Below are 18,558 nucleotides of genomic sequence, written 5' to 3'. Positions count from 1 at the left end.
GTAAAACACCTGCGCATGACCGCCAGCCGTTAAACGACGGCCCAGGCGGTATCCCATGGGCCTTGTTGTGCCACAGCGATGCCATCGAACGATATCCCGGCATCTATGATGCGGGTATCCGAAGCGATATCGGAGGCAGGTACCGCCCAGTTCAGGCCATCGGCATTTCCCCTGAAATGCAGGCCGACGACATTGCCGGTTTGCAGATCGACAACCGGTGACCCCGAGTTTCCCGTAAGTGTGGAACTATCGTGCCCGATCGCCCGCCCGGTCTTGCCGTCAAACGATTTTACGGCGACCTCGTCCACGAAGCCCGGCGAAACATGCTTGCTGTCGAATTCCCGGATCACCTGCCGCTGGATATCGACGTTCTCGTCCAGATTTCGTGAGGGATACCCGACGACTGCAACGCGTGTATCCTGAATTGTGTCAGCATCCGCGACAGCCAGGGACAGCGGCTCTGCGCCGTCCGGTTTTTCCTGAATCCGCAGGAGCGCGAGATCGAACCACGGGTGCAGCATCAGCACCTCGGTTATCGTTTTGGTGCAGGTCGGATCGGTATCCCAGCGGTCGATTTCGCGGCAAAAATTGATCCTCACATCGTAACCGAACTTCAGGAAATGCCCGATACCGCGCACCGACATCGAAAACACATCCGCAACATGCCGGTTGGTCAGGATCAGGTCGTCCGCGACGAGAAAGCCGCTTCCGTAAGGTTTGAACTCTGCGCCGGAACTGTACTCGATCCGTCCGGTCGCCTTGCAGACCTTTCCCAGTATGTCCTGGGTTGCGCTTTCGTTCAGGTCCAGCCACAGGGGATGGTCCGTCGGTTCGGGAAGATCGTTCAGCACCGGGATCGCGGGCCGCAGCTCGGGCGATATGATCGAGAAAAGCGTGATCGTCTCGGTTTCGTCAAGCGTCTCACCGGCACGGACCCGGTCCATTAGCCGGTTGATGCGCGCAATGTCGAGCCTGCTGTCCCGGAGGCGTCGGCGTGAGATGATTTCGTTTGCGGGACTTCGCGGCAGTCTCCGAAGAATGCGCTCTTCGAAATTCAATCGGCGATCAGACATGCAACCCTCCCTGGAATCGTCGAAACAACACTCTTTGACGTAAATAGATTCGCTCGCTATAGTAGAAACATAACATATCGGGCAGGCTTTGGTTGTGGTGCGCATGTATTTCGCGCGTAACTTATTTACTGCCCGAGGTTATTTTTCATGTCCCGTATTTTCCTCAAGGGCGCATTTGCCGCCTGCTTTGTCTTCGTTTCAGCACCTTTTACTGTCGCCGCCGAGAGTGACGACAGCACAGCGATGAACTGCGAACCCGTTCATGACCAAGTTGCGGACTTGAGCCTGAAGAGAACGGTTTGTGCTGATGTCGTCGCGCTGGATCAGGTCCTGGTCTACAATCGGTTCGGTTCGTTCAATCCTTATGGGATGATCTTTGCGCTGCGGCGTGACGTTGCACCGATGAGCGATGCGCCCGAACATTACACCGCCGATGCTTGCGACGCTTTGCTGGGAACCGAGGCCGGTGGCAGCCCGCTGAGGCCCGGTGAAGTCCGGCTCAGGGATTGCAAGCGCCCGCGCCCCCTCACGTTGCGGGCAAATGTCGGTGATCTGTTGCATGTCCGGTTGGACAACCTGCTGAGAGAGGCCGCGCCTGGCATTTCCGAGACGTTCTGTCGTAAGCAACCGGACGGGGCCGACACTCTTCTGACGAAACTGCGCGATTGGGTGACTTGGGGAGACAAGGCACGCGTCGATCATGGCGAAGCCACCTGTGACGCAAGCAAGACCGCGGAGTCGCCGGAGTCCGCCCCGGAGGGTGGAGACTGGCCCCGCACCAGAAGCGTGAATTTTGCGATCCAGGGTTTGCGCGCAGTGGCGAACCCGCATGACAAACAGGCCGATGGGCGCCCTGATGATCGCTGTATCGGGCTGGCGCCGGTCGTTCAGGGTGATCCTGTCGAGTGTTTTTATGCCATTCAGCGCGAAGGGCCTTATTTTCTGGCTTCGACCGCAGCACCATCGGGGGGCGAGGGCGATGGTGGTTCGTTGACCCACGGGCTGTTTGGTGCCGTGGTGGCGGAACCGGCGGATACCCAATGGTACCGGAGCCAGGTTTCGAAAGCGGCCTTCGATGCGGCATGGAGCGTTGATCGTCTGGAAGATGGTCAGCTCGATGCGGTGACGAACGCCGGAGACATGGCGCCGTATGAGGCTCTGGGGCCGAGTGATGTTCCGATCCTCAACATGCTGCGCGAACTGGACGGCGATGCGTATGAAATCGTCCACAGTGATCTGAACGCGATCGTTCACCGCGCTCCGGAATATGACGGCGATCCTGACAGGGCAGGCGTTATCTACCGCGAGTTTTCGGTTTTCTTCCACGATGAGCTCAAGACGTTCGTGACCCGAAATTACGAAGAACTCGGTCTTTTCGCCGAAGGTCAGCTTGCCGGGGTGAAGGACGGTTTCGCGATCAACTATGGTTCCAGCGGTATGGGTGCGATGGTTCTTGCCAACCGCAAGGGAATCGGCCCCGCCGCGGATTGCATCGAATGCCTGTATGAAGAGTTCTTTCTGACGTCATGGGCAAACGGAGATCCCGCATTGCTGGAGCAATTCAGCGAAGATCCGTCGAACGTTCACCATTCCTATCTGAACGATCCGGTCGTCTTTCGGAATTTTCATGCCGGTCCGAAAGAAACTCATGTTTTCCACCTCCATGCACATCAGTGGTTCAGCGGCAACGACGCCAATCGCGGCGCATATCTCGACTCGCAGACGGTGGCGCCTCAGCAAGGGTTCACATATCGCATCTACGGCGGCGGGATGGAGATTTACCGCCGTGGCGAGGACGGCGAGACCGGCTGGTATGACACGCTGGGTTCGGGCAACCGCAACCGTACGGTCGGGGATTCGATCTTTCATTGCCACCTTTATCCGCATTTCGCCCAAGGCATGTGGGAGCTATGGCGCGTCCACGATACGTTGGAAGACGGAAGCCGCAAGCTTCCCGATGGGCAGTGGGAGCCATCCCTGTCGCTGGCGGAGATGAAGAAGGAAATCCGTGAGTTAAGCCGTCCTGGCTCGGTCGATCCGGTGACCGGCGCCTGGAACGCTCCTGCATCCGATGCGGATGGTCTTCCTTTGGCGCGCCAGCTTGGCACTCCGATCCCGGCTGTGGTCCCACTTCCCGGACAGCCCTGGCCTGTACTGCCCACCTATGGCGATCCGGATACGCCGGCCGATACGGACACCGTCGACGCCATGCCGGGATATCCGTTCTACATTGCCGGACAGCCCGGCCATCGGCCTCCGCAGCCACCGATGGATATTGCGCGGAATCCGGTCTCGGAACCGGGCGATGAATTCCTTGACGGCGGTCTTCCCCGGCATGTCGTGAATGCGGGGAAACGCATTTTTCCGTTCGAGGTTCCTGACCTCGATCCCGTCCCAACGGCGGCGGAGTTCGAGGATGCGCTGAATGGCGGCGAGAAAACGGACCGCGAAATCCGACAGGAACAGATTGTCGCCAAGGCGTTGGCGCTTGGCGACATGTCGATGAAGATCGAGACGATGGACCTGAACCTGCTCGATTACGATGGCACGCCGCTCGAGCGCGCGGCGATGGCGTTTCATCATGACGGTTCCGGCCTGACGCTGAAGGCCGCTGACGGATCACCCAGCACTTACGATCCGGTATTGGGTGGGTATACGTCGCCGGGTGGTGTCTATTCGGTGAATGGTGCTCCGGGTAAACCCGGTGCCCCTTATGCAGATCCTTGCGGCGCTCCTGATACGCTCGGCAGCGTCACGGAAGCTGTGGATTCCTACATGCACCAGCAGAGAACCGTTTTCTTCGTCGATGGTGACGTTGATCTCTCGACCACGATCATCCCGGAGGCGGACCGCAAGAAAGCGACTGCGCTGGAGGTGACGGGATGGGTCAAACGCGTGCACCCCGACGCCACGCCGAAGGATCGCCCGAAACTCTACACGGTCGGTGATGACGGCACACAGCAGGAAATCATCGGTCCGATACAGATTACCGAAGCGGACCCGTTCCTTGTGGATACCGAAATTGCCGGTGTTTTCACGGCCGATCCGGCGGTCGTCGGGTATCGGCGCTATGAGGCGTCCGCGGTACAGCTCGATCTGGTGACCAACCGTGCGGGCTGGCACGATCCGCAGGCACGCATCAACGTACTCACCCGCAATTCCGGCAAGTACAAGAATGCGGATATTGCCAGTCAGCGCCGGATTTCTCCGGTGATCAGTGCGAGTGAAGAGCCGTTCTTCTTCCGCGCGCTTTCAGGTGAGTGCATCGAATTCCGGCATACCAATGAGTTGCCGAAAGAACTGGAACTCGACGATTTCCAGGTGAAGACCCCAACCGATACGATCGGCCAGCACATTCACCTTGTGAAGTTCGATGTCACTTCGTCCGACGGGTCGGGCAACGGGTTCAATTACGAGGACGGTACATTTGCGCCGGATGAAATCGCGTTGCGAATCTGCGCCGCGAAGAACGGCGGTGCGGCGACCAATCCGAACCGGCCGCTATCCGCGCTGGAATTGCGCGAGGCAGAGGGATTGTGCGTTGAAAAAGACGGCAAGTGGCAAGTTGCGGAGGAGTTCAAGGATATCTGGCGCAAGGCATTGCAGGAGGGTGAAAACCGCAAGCTTTTCCAGACAACGGTACAACGCTGGTTTGCCGATCCGATCCTCAGCGCGACGCGCGCCGATGGAGATGGCGACAGTTTTGCCGACCGGACGCTGAAGACCGTTTTCAGCCACGATCATTTCGGTCCGTCCTCGATTCAGCAGCACGGTTTCTACACTGCGCTGGTCATCGAGCCACAGCGTTCGCAGACCTGTCCCGCAAACAGCATTGGCACGGCCAGCGGATGCACCGACCAGAGGAACGACCGTGCCCTTGTTCTTGCTGACGACAGCGATGTCGGTGCGCGCAAGGTGATTCACGACCCCGATATAGTGGACAGGTTCGACGAGGCGCTGATTGATCAGGCGGTGGCCGGGTCTCTGAATGGTCCCGGCAGCATCGAGGATCGGACATATCGAGAGTTCGCGCTTGCGGTGGCCGATTTTGCGTTGCTCTACGATCCAAGGGACAGGCTGGACCCGGCGGAGTTCGATGCGGCGTTGAACGGAACGGCAGGGCATACGTTCAAAGGTATGGGGACGCTGGTCTGCGAAGCGAGGTATCAGGACGATCCGGAGAAGCTGCGCGATATCTGTGGATCGGCAATCGCGACAGACGAGAGTGATCCAACCAGGTTTTTCGCACCCGCCGGAAACGCGGCTCCGGCATGGATCGCGAATGGACGTCCGGGAGATATCTCGGGGCATGATATCAGCCCCGGCGTTGAAATTGTCGCAACGGAGTTCGACGATCTGCGCAAGGAGATGATGGCCTACCGCCAGAAGGCGGCAGGCTATGACCCGGACGCAGATCCTGCCGCGCCGCTCGCCAAACCCGTTGTCGCACCGCAGCGCCCCGAAAGCATTTCGGTCGATCACCACGATCCCTACCTCGTCAACTATCGCGGGGAGCCCATACCCCTGCGTGTGGGCAAAGGTAATATGGAAGGCGAGGATTGTGATCTGAAGGAGCTCGATCACTGGGTGGCCTCTTTGGAAACCGGTGTGCGTGAAACCTGTTCGGTCAGACAACAGCGCCCGGGAGATCGGGGCGACATGGCGAATGTCTTCCTGTCGGCGGTGCATGGCGATCCGGCCACGCCGGTCTTTGAAAGCCTGTCGGGCGACAAGGTGCAGTTCCGCCTGATACAAGGTGCGCAGGAAGTGCAGCACACCTTCACGCTGGAAGGGTACACATGGCCGCGCCATATCGATCAGGCCTTTCCCGCCGGCAGTCCGATACTGGACGACATTACCGCGGCAGGAACCCTGACCCATGCCTGCACCCGTCTGGATGCAGCGCGCATGGGGCGACCGGATCAGTATTCCATGTGGCTGCGTCTGGGGCCGGAAGCGTTCGCGAATGCGGGCGACCGGGACTACTGGAACGCATATGAAACCTTCCTGGGCGAATGTTTCAACGCAACCGGGCGCATCCCCGCGCAGGAAGTCGGTATCTCGGAGCATTTCGAGTTTCAGGGTGTTTTCCGGCAGGAGGCGACGGGACTCGAGGCTGTTCCCTCGCTTCAGGACCGCGCGTCGGACACGTTGCTTCACTTCGGGTCGTCAGATGCCCTGTGGAACGGCGCCTGGGGTTTGTTCCGGGTCCACGAGAACGCCGGGGAAACGGATATCGTGGCGCTTGAAAACAGTCGTCGGCTGCTGCTTGCGGATGGGAACGAAGCGATTGCGTCCACTCTCGCCACCTTCCCGCCGACGCAGGTATTCGGCTGCGCCAACGAGGCGCCGCGTGTCTATGCCGCCGTCGTCGCAATCGAAGCCAGCACGGTGTTCGGCCACCTTTCGGAGGCGGGAGACTGGGGCACCCCATACGGCCCGCGCTATTACGACCGGAACGGCTTGTTTCTGGCGCTCGTCGATCCAAGAGAGCTTCTTGCGCCGGAAAATCCCGCAAGCGTGACGCCGGAAGACCTTGGTAACACGCAGCGCTGGAAGGGTATCAGGCTTTCGACCATCAGCGAGGCGATAATCCGGAAATACGACCGCCCCGAACCGTTCGTCCTTTCGGTGAATGCGGGCGATTGCGTAAAACTCGCCGTCCTGAATGCGCTGCGCGACACGGGTGAGGGCGATCCGAGCGGGCTTTGGGACGATCTCGGAGACGCACGAATGCCGCCCATCGTGCCGCTCAATGTTGAACCGGTCTGGAGCCATACCGAAGGCGACGGAAACGAGCCATGGACGTTCGAACAGACCGAAACGGTCAATCTGCGCCCCTCGGCGCGGCTGGCGCTGACCTTTCCTTTGCCTGTCCTGAACCACCGCCAGAATGTCGCCATGCCGTTCGGTGGCAATGGCTCATGGGCGCTTGCGGGCATACCGGCTGTGGAAGATCCGGCATTGTCGATCTGCCCGGTGCCGGGTGGCGGCGGCGCGGCGGATGAGTGCATGGATATGCCTGACAGTCCCCGAAACAGCCAGATCGAACTTCTGACTTTCTACGCGGGTCGGGCATCGGCACCGAAGGATCTGGATTTCGATCCGATAGAACAGGTTTCCGAGGCGTTTGGCTCTGCTTTCGGTTCGACGGATACCGCATGGACGCAGATCAGGCTTGCCGCTGAATCCGAGGGGTTCGTTGCCTTTGGCGAGATCACCCCCAGCGAACAATCGGAGGCGGTGTTCCATGTCGGTAGCCGTCTGGTGGATATCGGTGTGCTTGCCGCCAGCGGACCTCAGGTCATGCGTAACATTCTGCCCGCCGACCGGCATCGGGCTATGCAGGCGCTTCTCGATGACCTGACAGGCGACGCGCAGGCGGCAATTCTGGATGGTGTCCATTTCATCCCCTATGCCTATGGCGCACTTCCCATAAAGTCGATGGGCGATATCATCGGACATGGGGCGCATGGGCTTTTCGGGTCGGTCAACATCATGCCCAAGAGCGCGACTTTGGAGGATGGGCAAACAAGAACCGAGATCGCTCCGGGCCATTTCGTTGCCGCGCCGATGAAATCGCAACCCGTCTGGATCAGCAGGATTGAAACGGACCTTGCCGGAACGACGCATCCGATCCGCCAGTTCACGTTGTTTTGGCAGGACGGGCTGAACCTGCGCGACAGCGATACCGGGGACATCTTTAAGGGCTATCTGCCCCCCGGAAGTTCCACGGCGGTCACGCCCAGCCTGGTCGCCGAATGCGAGGTTTGCGACGACAGCTATGATCTTGGCGATCAGGGCGTAAACTATCGCAGCGCCAGCTTCGGGCGGGTGTTGCGCGGACGAAACGGTAACAGCGATACGATTGAGCGCCATTACAACCTGAACGCCTTTGATTTCAGCGATGGTGTGTTCAAGGCCAATGCGGCAACGCCGGTGTTGCGCGCCGAAGCCGGAGAAGAAGTCGTCATCCATCTCGTGCATCCGGGTGGGCGGGCGCGTCAGCGGGCATTCGTGACCATTGCGCAGGATTACGACGATCTGTTTCCGGATTTCGGATTCCCGCATTCCGCCTTGCTGGCGCCCGGAAAATCAATGAGCGCATCGCTGACAGAAGTCATGCGCGAAGGCTGTTATCTCTGGTTCGACGGGCCTTTGCATCTTCGCTCCGGTGGAACATGGGGCCTGTTGGATGTCGTGCCCTCCGGCAGGCTGGATACCGATGATACATCCTGCAACTAGGTTTATTGCTGCGCTGGTCGTGGCGGTCATATCGCTGGCTGTCGGTCCTGAAATCGCCGGGGCACAGGACGCGCGGGCGAGCCTTGCTGCGGAGCTGGACTTCTTCGATCCCGAAACGCACCGCCCTGTCAGGCCCGAGGCGGGAACAGCGGTCGGGCTGCGTGTCTCGCTGACCGATGTCACGACCGGACGAGCGCCACGCGGCTTGACTGTTGCGGGGTGGGTCCGCAGTAAGGCACAGGGAAATACAAGCTGTGAAGAGGCGGCTCAGGCGTTTCGGGTGACGGCGCAGCCGCCGGTCGGGTCGGTTGACCTGAACGGTATCCTGCTTGTTTCGCTGAACGAAGACGCCAGTGTTGGCGTTATTGACCCCAAGCTGAACCTGCAATCCTCCAACATGATCGCGGCCGCCAATCTCGACGGGAGTCCCTTGGCCATGGCGGTGGACGTACGCAGTTTTCGGGCTTTGTTCGTGAATGCCGAAGGGGCGGGAATATCGTCATTGTCGTTGCTGACGGGCGCTCTGAAACAGCATTTCGAACGTCAGCCACCGCTGTCCGATGTTGCAGGAGGAAACGAACGCGGTATCTGGGTCGGACGGGTCGATGGTCACATATTTCCCTTCGACGCTCCGGATGCCCTTCGCCGTGTCGGGGATGGCGCCGTTACATTTCGCAAGTCCAGCGAACCGGAAAGTCCATTATTGGCCGCCTTTGCCGATCAGGGCGGGCTTCTGGTGTTCGATGGTGCAACAGGCCGCGCGGTGGTCGATGCCCCCCAATTCGAGCCTCTCGGCGATCTCGCGCTTCTTCAGGACGGTTCGGCAATAACTGTTCCTGTATCCGGCAGGGTGGCACGGATCGCTTATCCGGACGCACCGGGCGACTCCATCGACGTCCCGCTCGGTTTCAAGGCAAGGCGTGTCGTTGCCAGCCCGGATGGCCGCTATGCTATCGCATACACCCCCGGCGGCGCTGCCGCCGTCGTGATTGACGTTGCACGGGCCGAAGTGGTTCAGCCGCTCGAATTGACCGACAGCACACTTGCCGAGGTCACTTTTACCGACGATGCGGCCTATCTTCTGAGTCTGGACGGCGGTTTTGCCGGTCTGATCGACCTGTCCTCGGTCTCGCCCGGACGAGGGGCGCAGATTCGAAAGATCGACCTCGCCCGTAAATCGGCGCAGCCCCGGAGCACGGAGGGCCTTTTGGTTCCTCTCTGGCCATCGCCACAGGTGCTTGCCGTCTCGCCCGAAACCCAAACGGGGTGGCTGCTTCACGACGATCAGGCGGTTGGAGAGATGCCTCCGATGGATTCCGTCCGGCTTCGCGGCGGTGTCCCGTCGCGTGTCGCGGTGATTGACCGCAGTTTTCGCGAAACTGACCCTGGCGTGTTCGAAACCGTTGCTCTTGTTCCGGGGGGAGATCACGAACTTGTCCTGACGACAGGCATTGGCGGCATGACCGCCTGTCTCGATTTCAGGGTGCGCGGCCCGGTGGACATGCAGCAGGCGAACCTGGTTACCCTGAGTGTCGATGCCGGACAGGGCCATGTTCCCGCAGGCAAGGATGTCGAGATCGAGCTGGCCTTCCACGACAGTTCGGGCAATCCGATTGCCGTCGATCGCGTCGAGTTTCTGATGCCCAGCCTGTCATCCTCCTGGATCGGCAGGATGACCGCTCTGCGTGCACCGGATGGCAAGCTGAGGGGGCGCGTGCGGTTTCCCCATCCCGGGCCCTATGCCCTGCAACCACTCGCCCTGCCGGAGAATCTTCATCTCAAAAGTGCTGTATTACTCGAGGTATCGTCATGATTCGTAAAACAATTCTGTTTTCCATCCTCGTGGCCGTGCCCATTGCCGCCGCTGTTGTCGGGTTCACCACGTTTGGGCAATCCGGCCCCGAGAATTTTCAGGAGGCGCGGATTGACCTGCCCGATGCCGAAATGCTCGATGCGTCCGCCCGCGCATTTCGGTTGCGGGGCGATATAGATCGGGACGCGCTTGTCGTGATCAACTTCAGCTATACGACATGCGAGTCGATCTGCCCCCTTGGCAACCAGATTTTGCAGTTCGTCGATGATCGCAGAGATGAGGTGACAAGGTCGGTGCACCTCCTGACGATCACCATAGATCCCGCCCATGATACGCCCGGAAAGATGCGGGAGGCGGCCGAGGCGTTTGGCGCCAGTGAGAAATGGCATTGGCTGACCTCTTCGCCAGCCGTGATTTCCGAAATCCTCAAAGCGGCTGATGCGAATGTTGCAGATATCGAGTTTCACGATCCGGTGTTTCTGGTCGGAGAGATCGGATCGGGCCGCTATTTCCGCTCTCTGTCGATGCCCGATGCGGATGAACTCATCCGAATGCTCAACAGTTTCGAGGCATGACGCTGCTTCGGGCGGTCATCTTTCTGAGTTTCTGGGCGTTTCCGGGTGTCGCCGATCCTCCGGGTCCGGGCCGCGCCGTTTTCGAAGGTCTGGCCGGAGTGCCGGGACATGCTGCCATAGGCAGCAACAAGGTTGAGGCATCCCGCTTCCCTTGCCGAACATGCCACCGCCGCGACGGACGCGGTGGGGGAGAGGGCGATGCCCCTCCGATAGCGTGGGAGTATCTTTCCCGACCTGCACATGGCAGGCCCGCCTATGACAGGGGGTCGTTCAGCGATCTGCTCGCAATCGGTGTTGCACCGTCGGGCAAGCGGATCAGCCACCTGATGCCCCGATATGAGTTCGACGATGAAACCTTGGGCTCGTTGGTTGCATATCTTTCTGTGCTTACGGCAGAGCAGAAGACAGGCATCCATCCGGACAGGATCGTTTTCGGCGTTCCCGTTCCGACGGGTCACGAAGCCTATGGGCGTCGCCTGATTCAAAACCTCGACGCTGTGATTGCGGCGAAAATTCCGCGCAATGGTCTCTATGGCAGGCGGGTGGAACTGCGGCCTCTTGTGGGTGATCTTCCGTCGATCGTGGATCAGGCGCGGCGTCAGACCGTTGCGGTGTTGTCTCCTGTCCCTTCAGGCCGGTTTGACCATTCCCATTTTACCGGCTCCGGTATCCCGGTTCTCTTCCCACTTGCGGCGGTGTCCGAAGACGACGATCACACCCTGATCCGTAGTCTTTACGCATCGCGGGAACGTGTTATTGGGTCACTCATCGACAAGATGGGTACTGATGGCTGCGGACAGCTCTCTCTCCTGACTGCGACGGAGGCGGAATTTCGGGACGTGCAAGCACGACTTGTTCCAAAGAACCGGGCGTCTCTGGAGGTTTCGCGCGATTTGGAGGGACATGCCGGATGTGCGTTCTTCCTGTCCGGAAACCCCGGCACCCTGACATGGCAGGATATCGGCAGGCCCCGGGCGATCTATGTTCCGGGGGCGCATGTCGTCGATTTACTCAACTCGCTTGACGGTTTCGACGGGACGGTCGTTGTCGGACGCCACGAGACAACGGCGCTCGACCTTGCAGTTGCCGAGGACATCGAGGTGATACGAGCCCATGCCGTGTTGATCGGTGAGGTGTTGCACGATGCTCTCCGGATTGCCGGTCGGGATCTCACCCGGACGAGTCTGCTTTCTGCGGTGGGAGCCGTCTCGCGGCCGGACCTCGGGATCGGATTTCCAACAGGCACACCGGCTGGTTCAGAGGAAGTGATCCTTCAATCCGTCACGTTTGAAACGGGAGGCGGGCAGCCGGAGTGAGGGTGCATGTGGCCGAAACAATGCGCTGTCATATGTGGCCCTGCCTGATTGGAACGGTTTGGCGGGCGCGCTCCAGGAAGGTGTTAATCCGTGTCCTCCATCAGGCGGGAATCCTCACGCACCTCGAACCATATCGCGTTGAGGATGGCAAACAGCGCGGCCAGCGGAAGGCCGAGAATCCAGGCGAAATACCACATGGTTAGGGCTCCTTTCCTTAATAGGCGTTCTTGTTTTCCGTGATCTCGTCCATGGTGACCTTGCCCCACAGCACCTTGTAGACCCAGGCGGTGTAAAGCAGGATCAGTGGCATGAAGATCACCGTGGCGCCCAGCATCACGAACAGCGTCAGGTGTGACGAGGAACTGTCCCACACCGTCAGCGATGAGCGCGGGTCGATCGACGAGGGCAGGATGAACGGGAACATCGTCAGCCCGACCGAGGAAATGACGCCGGTGATCCCCAGTTTCGAAAACAGCAGCGCCGAAACCTCGCCACCGCGCCAGAGCGACAGGTAGGCCAGCGTCATCCCGGCAAAACCCATCACGGGGGCGATCACGATCCAGGGGCGGGCGGCATAGGCCGCCAGCCACGAACCTTCGCGCGCAACCTCGGTTAGTAGCGGGTTCGAGGGGCCGTTTACCACGGCCTCAGTGGTCATGGTATAACCGTCGATCCCCACGGCCAGCCAGAGACCGGCCAGCGCATAGCCCGCCATCGCGGCAAGCCCGGCGAATGTGCCAAACCGGCGTGCGCGGTCCACGACCGGCCCTTCGGCCTTGACCGCCACCCAGGCCGCGCCATGGGCGATGAGCATCGTCAGCGACACCGCCCCGGCCAGCAGGGCGAACGGGTTGAGCAGAGCAAAGAACGACCCTTCGTAGAGCGAGAACAGATCATCCGTCAGGCGGAAGGGCACGCCTTGCAGCACGTTGCCCACGGCAACGCCGAAAATCAGCGCCGGAACCGCACCGCCGACGAATAACGCCCAGTCCCAGGAGTTGCGCCAACGGTGATCCTCACGTTTGGAGCGATATTTGAAGGCCACGGGCCGCAGGATCAAGGCGGCCAGAATGATGAACATGGCAAGGTAGAACCCCGAAAAGCTGACAGCGTAGAGCGGTGGCCACGCGGCAAATATCGCTCCGCCGCCAAGGATGAACCACACCTGATTGCCTTCCCAGACAGGGCCGATGGTGTTGATGACCAGACGGCGCTCTTCGTCCGATTTGGCGATGAAGGGTAACAGAGCGCCGACGCCCATATCGAAGCCGTCGGTCAGCGCAAAGCCGATCAGCAACACGCCCAGAAGGCCCCACCAGATGACGCGCAGGATGTCGAAGTCGATCATTTCATGCAGGATCATGGCGATTACTCCGCAGGGTTTGCAAATGGATCGCGCCCGTCATGGGTGCGCAGGCGGTGTTCGTGGCGAATGCGCCATTTCTCGGTTTCCTCGACATCCTGAACCGGACCCTTGCCGATGAATTTCAGCATGAGGCCCATCTCGATGACGAAGAGAACGGTGTAGAAGGTGATGAACCCCGCCAGCGTCAGCAGCAGTGACGTGACCGACAGGTGGCTGACGGACAACGCCGTCGGCAGGACACCGTCCACTGTCCATGGTTGGCGGCCGTATTCGGCCACGAACCAGCCCATTTCGGCAGCAATCCACGGGGTCGGAATGATTGCGACTGCCGCCCACAGCGCCCAACGCGGATAGCTGCGGCTGCCGAAGTTGGAGCGCACGAAAAAGTAGGCCATCACGCCGATGAAGCCAAAGCCAAGCCCCACCATGATGCGGAAGGACCAGAACAGCGGCCAGACTGTGGGCACGGTATCGTTGGCGGCCTGCACGATCTGCGTCTCGGTGGCCTCGCGCGGGTCTTCGACATAGCGTTTCAGCAGTAGCGCATAGCCAAGGTCGCCGCCGTGTTCCTCGAAGGTTTCAAGAACCGCAGGCGCGGTGTTTTCCCGAGCGTCACGGATAGTCATCAGCGCGTCATAGGCGATGAGACCCGAGCGGATGCGCTCTTCGGACTCGGCCACCAGATCGTTGATACCGGGAATCGGCTTGTTTAGGGACCGCGTGGCGATCAGGCCCATCGCATAGGGAATCTTGATCGCATAGTGGTTTTCGCGCGCTTCCTGATCGGGCAGGGCGACAAGGGTGAAGGGCGCGGGGGCCTCTTCGGTGTGCCACATGCCCTCCATCGCGGCGAGCTTCATGCGCTGCGTGTGGGTGGCGCTGTAGCCGGATTCATCGCCCAGCAGGACAACCGACAGCGCGGCGGCTAATCCAAAGCTCGAGGCGACGGTCATCGACCGGCGGGCCAGTTCGATATGCCGCCCCTTGAGCAGGTACCATGCCGAAACCCCAAGCACGAAGACCGAGGCGGTGACATAACCTGCCGATACCGTGTGAACGAATTTCGCCTGCGCGACCTCGTTGAACATCACGTCGAAGAAACTGGTCATTTCCATGCGCATGGTCATGGGGTTGAATTCGGCTCCCACGGGGTTCTGCATCCAGCCGTTCGCGATCAGAATCCAAAGCGCCGAGAAGTTCGATCCGATGGCCACCAGCCAGCCGACCACCATATGGGCCACCCTGGACAGTTTGTCCCAGCCGAAGAACCACAGGCCAACGAAGGTCGCTTCAAGGAAGAAAGCCATCAGTCCTTCGATGGCCAGGGGTGCGCCGAACACATCGCCGACATAATGGCTGTAATAGCTCCAGTTCATGCCGAACTGGAATTCCATGGTGATGCCGGTCGCGACCCCCAGCACGAAATTGATGCCAAACAGCGTGCCCCAGAACTTGGTCATCTGCCGCCAGATAGGGCGGCCCGTCATCACATAGACCGTTTCCATGATGGCGATCAGGATCGACAGGCCCAGTGTCAGCGGTACGAACAGGAAGTGATACATGGCTGTCATCGCGAATTGCAGGCGAGACAGCTCAACAATGTCGAGTTCCATAATGTCTACTCTCCGGCCCCGAAGGGCGCCTTCTGGCGTGGGTACAAGTAGATCAATAAGGTGTATTGCAAATAAATCTTTGATTCAGGTCAAAGTAATATTCAGAAATTCCTATCCTTTGCCGATTGATATGATTGATCCTCCAGCCGCGCGCGCCCATTCGGTTTCGACAGGGCTATGCGAGGCGAGGAGTATTGCGCTGTCGGGGCAAATTGTCCGTACCCCATCCAGAACCGCGCAAGCCGTTGCCGGATCGAGACCGGTTGTGGGCTCGTCCAGCAGCAGGATCGCCGGGCGGCGGATCAGAACCCGCGCCAGCGCCAGTCGGCGCGTTTCTCCGCCTGACAGGCCCGTGCCGGTTTCGGCCAGTTCCGCCTGCAATCCGCCACGCCGGGCCAGGACCGGCCACAGCGCAACGGCGTCGAGAACCGCGCGCATTTCCTCATCGCTGGCTTCGGGCTTGGCCACGCGCAGGATGCTTGCCACCGTGCCGCGTGTCAGGACACTGCGTTGCGCAAGCAGGCCCGTGCGCGCCCGCAGTTCCATTTCATTCCAGTCGGCAAGGTTACGCCCGTCGAGTAGCGCATGGCCTTCGGTCGGATGCAGGAGCCCGGCGGCAAGATGCAGGATCGTGCTTTTCCCGCACCCGCTTGGTCCGGTAAGCACGACCATGTCGCCGGGGCCGAGTTCCAGTGTCACATCCGATATGACCGGGGCGCACGCGTTGTTGTCCTGCCAGCCGACATCCTGCAAGCTCAATCGGGTATGCGAGGCGTCACCTTCGACATCGGCAGGGTCATGCGATACGGTTGCCGTGTCGAGTTGCCGCCCGACACGGCGAGCCGCGTCTGTCATGCGCCCCAGATCCGCCATGCCCCGCCGCAGGGGGCCGAATATCTCGGCAAGGGCAAGTGCCGCAAAGAACCCCAATGCGGCCTGTGCCGGGGTCAGCGTGCCGCTTTGCGTCAGCGATGCGCCAAGGCCCAATGCGCCCGTGGCAGCCAGAAGCGCCGACAGGCCAAGGGCCAGCGCGGCGCGGTGTTCGGCGCGGTCCACCTCGGCGCGGGCCGCTTCCATCCGGTTTGCCGCGTTGTGAAAATCTGCTTGTGCGCGATCCAGCACGCCAAGCATGGCCAGATCGGTCTTGGCGCGCATCATGTCCATGCTCCGGGTTCGCAGGGCCTGCATTGCCGCCTCGGCCCGTCGGGCCGCCCGGCGTGAACGCCGCGCCGCCATACCCAGACCTGCCGCGCCGCCCAGCCCAAGAACGGCCACCACCCACAGCGCAACGACCGGTGCGACCAGCCAAGCCAGCACCATGAGCCCAAGCCCGAGGGTCGATGCACCCGCAAGGAACGGGATCGCAAGGCGCAGCATCACCCCGTCCAGCGCATCGACATCGGCGACGATCCGGTTCAGCGTTTGCGAGCCACGCATCCGCGTCAGTTGCCGCCAGGGCCGCGCAGCGATGCCTGCCAGAAGCCGCACGCGCAGGTTGGCCAGGGCGCGCAGCGTGGCATCATGCGTCAGGACACGCTCACCATAGCGCGCGGCTGTCCTTCCAAGCGCAAGGAACCGTACCCCGGCACTGGGGCGGAAGACATCGAAAACGGCGCCCATTCCGATCAGCCCGGCACCGGCGGCGGCGGTAATGAACCATCCCGACAATCCCAACAGCGCCGCACCCGCGACAAGGACCGCGACCGAAAGGGCAAGCCCGCGCCGCATCGCCACCCGGTCGGAGCGCCAAAGCAGCCGGTAGATCCGCCAGAGCCAGCGCATCAGCCCACCCCTCCGTCGAGTGAAACGACACGATCCATCCGGTCCGCCAGTGCGGCATCATGTGTCGCCACGATCAGGGTGCGCCCCGATGCCGACAGGTCCAGAAGCGCGTCGGTCACCGCGTCGGCAGTTATACGGTCCAGATCCGCCGTCGGTTCGTCGGCCAGGATCACGTCGGCCTGCGAAAGCCACAGGCGGGCGATAAGCAGCCGCCGCGCCTCGCCCCCCGAGACCCCCACGCCGGTTTCGCCAAGCCGGGTGTGCAGCCCATGCGGCAGCCGCGCCACGATCCTGTCAGCCTGGGCCTTTTGCAGGGCGCTTTGCAGAGTGGGGTCGTCAACCTTGCGCCCGTTCAACAACAGGTTGCCCAGAAGACTGCGGTTCAGGAAATGGACATCCTGCGGCAACCAGCCCAGGCGTGCGCGCCATGCGGCGGCTGTTGCCGGATCGAGCACATGACCGGCAACCTCGATTGTCCCGTGATCGGGGGTGCGCAGGGCCGCGAGACAAGCCAGAAGCGTGCTTTTGCCCGACCCGCTGGGGCCGGTCAGGGCCACGCGTGCACCCGGCGGGATATCGAGATCGGGAAAAACGATCCGGTGATCCGCCAGTTGCACGCCAAGCGAGCGGGTTCGGATATGTGCCGGACCTTGAAGGGCCGGTGCCCTGCCGGTGCCGCCGGGCAAGGGCAGAAATTCGCCCGCTTGCAGTACGTCCAGTTCGTCATTGACCGCCTCGGCGGCGGCCTTGTCGTGCCAGGCGGCGGCCAGTTCGCGCAGGGGTTCGAAAAAGGCCGGGGCCAGCATCAGCAGCCAGATACCTTCGGTCGCATTCAGTGGGCTGGCCCAGTAGCCAAAGTCGATTTGCCCCAACAGGAGAAAGCCTACATAGACCGCCACCATGGCAACACCGATGGCGGAAAACAGTTCGAGCACGGTCGATGACAGGAAGGCCAGACGCAGAACACGCATCGACCGTTCGCGCAGGGCATCTGCCCGAAGCCGGAAATCCTCGGTCATGCGTCCCACGGCCCCCAGAAGCCGAAGGTCGGGCAGGGCGCGCAAGCGGTCCAGAAGCATCGTGTTCAGGGTAGATACCTCTTCCAGTTGCTGCGCGCTGGCCTGTTTCGCGGCCATTCCGACCAATGCCTGAAACACCGGAATGAGCGGCCCGGCCACCAGCAGGACCAATCCGACGGCCCATGAGTGCCACAGCGCCAGAACGAGAATGACAGGCGGAACTGTCCGAACCCGCATCATCGCGGGTTGGTAGCGCGTCAGCGCGGGGATCAGCATGTCCAGTTTTTCGGTAAGAAGCGCCGCCAGAGCGCCGGAATCGGGCCGGGCGTCATCGCTTGGGCTGCGCCCGGCCTCGCGGTTCAGAAGGTCTTGCCGAAGCGTTGCGACGGAGCGTCGCGCATCCCGGACGAGCCGCGTTTGAGCGAAATGATCCAGACCGACGCGCACACCGCCCAAAAGCGCGAACAGGGCGAGTTTCGTAGTCATGTCTTGCGTTGACGATTGTTGCAGCAAGCCAGCAATCAGTGAGGCCGCAAACCAGGCTTGCGGAATCCAAAGCAGCGCTGAAACGGCCCAGGCCACCTGCGCGACGGGATCGGCATCTAATCGGTGTCGCATGGCTCTGGCATGGCGATGCTCGTCATTTGGCGCTGGCGTGTGACGGATTCGATCATGCCGACAGTCAATATGTCTTGCCGGCATATTTCTAAAGTCCCAGCTTTGTCACAGGCTCTCCCTATGCGCCTCTGGGGGCCT

10 protein-coding genes are annotated in these 18,558 nt (G+C 61.0%); 4 read left to right on the top strand and 6 right to left on the bottom strand.

Going from position 1 to position 18,558, the window contains the following annotated elements; genetic code table 11:
• Window positions 1–29 precede the first annotated feature (29 nt).
• The gene (locus BUB53_RS16230) at window positions 30–1,073 is read right to left on the bottom strand and encodes a trypsin-like serine peptidase (RefSeq protein WP_159437852.1); all 1,044 of its coding nucleotides are present in this window, start codon (window positions 1,071–1,073) and stop codon (window positions 30–32) included.
• Window positions 1,074–1,220: 147 nt separating this feature from the next.
• Here BUB53_RS16230 and BUB53_RS16225 point away from each other — a divergent pair, with 147 nt between their 5' ends.
• From BUB53_RS16225 to BUB53_RS16210, 4 genes are read left to right on the top strand one after another with little or no spacing between them, the layout of a single operon-like run.
• Window positions 1,221–8,318 (top strand): hypothetical protein, encoded by a 7,098-nt coding sequence (locus BUB53_RS16225; RefSeq protein WP_159437851.1) that lies wholly within the window; start codon window positions 1,221–1,223, stop codon window positions 8,316–8,318.
• Window positions 8,299–10,131, top strand: coding sequence for a hypothetical protein (locus BUB53_RS16220; protein ID WP_143163248.1), 1,833 nt, complete (start codon window positions 8,299–8,301; stop codon window positions 10,129–10,131). The genes BUB53_RS16225 and BUB53_RS16220 overlap by 20 nt, the downstream gene beginning before the upstream one ends.
• Entirely contained in the window at window positions 10,128–10,706 is a 579-nt protein-coding gene (locus BUB53_RS16215; protein WP_073035935.1) for an SCO family protein, read from the top strand. The genes BUB53_RS16220 and BUB53_RS16215 overlap by 4 nt, the downstream gene beginning before the upstream one ends.
• On the top strand, window positions 10,703–12,022 hold the full coding sequence (locus BUB53_RS16210) for a hypothetical protein (protein ID WP_073035934.1): 1,320 nt from the start codon (window positions 10,703–10,705) through the stop codon (window positions 12,020–12,022). Before BUB53_RS16215 ends, BUB53_RS16210 begins: the two co-directional genes overlap by 4 nt.
• Window positions 12,023–12,105: 83 nt before the next feature.
• On the opposite strand, the gene cydX is transcribed toward BUB53_RS16210, so the two are convergent.
• The 5 genes from cydX to cydD all read right to left on the bottom strand — a co-directional run bounded on the left by cydX (window position 12,106) and on the right by cydD (window position 18,420).
• Window positions 12,106–12,219: a cytochrome bd-I oxidase subunit CydX gene (cydX, locus tag BUB53_RS16205; protein WP_073035932.1), complete on the bottom strand. Its 114-nt coding sequence runs from the start codon at window positions 12,217–12,219 to the stop codon at window positions 12,106–12,108.
• Between the two features lie 17 nt (window positions 12,220–12,236).
• On the bottom strand, window positions 12,237–13,385 hold the full coding sequence (gene cydB / locus BUB53_RS16200) for a cytochrome d ubiquinol oxidase subunit II (RefSeq protein ID WP_073035930.1): 1,149 nt from the start codon (window positions 13,383–13,385) through the stop codon (window positions 12,237–12,239).
• Between the two features lie 5 nt (window positions 13,386–13,390).
• Complete coding sequence (locus BUB53_RS16195; RefSeq protein ID WP_073035927.1) at window positions 13,391–15,001, bottom strand: cytochrome ubiquinol oxidase subunit I; 1,611 nt, start codon at window positions 14,999–15,001, stop codon at window positions 13,391–13,393.
• A gap of 111 nt (window positions 15,002–15,112) precedes the next feature.
• A complete protein-coding gene (locus BUB53_RS16190; RefSeq protein WP_073035925.1) occupies window positions 15,113–16,783 on the bottom strand; it encodes an amino acid ABC transporter ATP-binding/permease protein in 1,671 nt (556 codons plus the stop codon).
• On the bottom strand, window positions 16,783–18,420 hold the full coding sequence (gene cydD / locus BUB53_RS16185) for a thiol reductant ABC exporter subunit CydD (protein ID WP_073035923.1): 1,638 nt from the start codon (window positions 18,418–18,420) through the stop codon (window positions 16,783–16,785). Before cydD ends, BUB53_RS16190 begins: the two co-directional genes overlap by 1 nt.
• Window positions 18,421–18,558: the final 138 nt, after the last annotated feature.

Source organism: Roseovarius pacificus (assembly GCF_900142665.1).
GTDB classification, from domain to species: Bacteria; Pseudomonadota; Alphaproteobacteria; order Rhodobacterales; family Rhodobacteraceae; genus Roseovarius; species Roseovarius pacificus.
Note: the sequence above shows the minus strand (reverse complement) of the source record. Positions and strands in the feature narration are given on the sequence as shown.

What these genes read in the sequence shown, in the direction of transcription:
- BUB53_RS16230 (WP_159437852.1), bottom strand. Translation starts at nt 1,073, where the DNA reads ATGTCTGATCGCCGATTGAATTTCGAAGAGCGCATTCTTCGGAGACTG.
- BUB53_RS16225 (WP_159437851.1), top strand. Translation starts at nt 1,221, where the DNA reads ATGTCCCGTATTTTCCTCAAGGGCGCATTTGCCGCCTGCTTTGTCTTC.
- BUB53_RS16220 (WP_143163248.1), top strand. Translation starts at nt 8,299, where the DNA reads ATGATACATCCTGCAACTAGGTTTATTGCTGCGCTGGTCGTGGCGGTC.
- BUB53_RS16215 (WP_073035935.1), top strand. Translation starts at nt 10,128, where the DNA reads ATGATTCGTAAAACAATTCTGTTTTCCATCCTCGTGGCCGTGCCCATT.
- BUB53_RS16210 (WP_073035934.1), top strand. Translation starts at nt 10,703, where the DNA reads ATGACGCTGCTTCGGGCGGTCATCTTTCTGAGTTTCTGGGCGTTTCCG.
- cydX (WP_073035932.1), bottom strand. Translation starts at nt 12,219, where the DNA reads ATGTGGTATTTCGCCTGGATTCTCGGCCTTCCGCTGGCCGCGCTGTTT.
- cydB (WP_073035930.1), bottom strand. Translation starts at nt 13,385, where the DNA reads ATGATCCTGCATGAAATGATCGACTTCGACATCCTGCGCGTCATCTGG.
- BUB53_RS16195 (WP_073035927.1), bottom strand. Translation starts at nt 15,001, where the DNA reads ATGGAACTCGACATTGTTGAGCTGTCTCGCCTGCAATTCGCGATGACA.
- BUB53_RS16190 (WP_073035925.1), bottom strand. Translation starts at nt 16,783, where the DNA reads ATGCGCTGGCTCTGGCGGATCTACCGGCTGCTTTGGCGCTCCGACCGG.
- cydD (WP_073035923.1), bottom strand. Translation starts at nt 18,420, where the DNA reads ATGCGACACCGATTAGATGCCGATCCCGTCGCGCAGGTGGCCTGGGCC.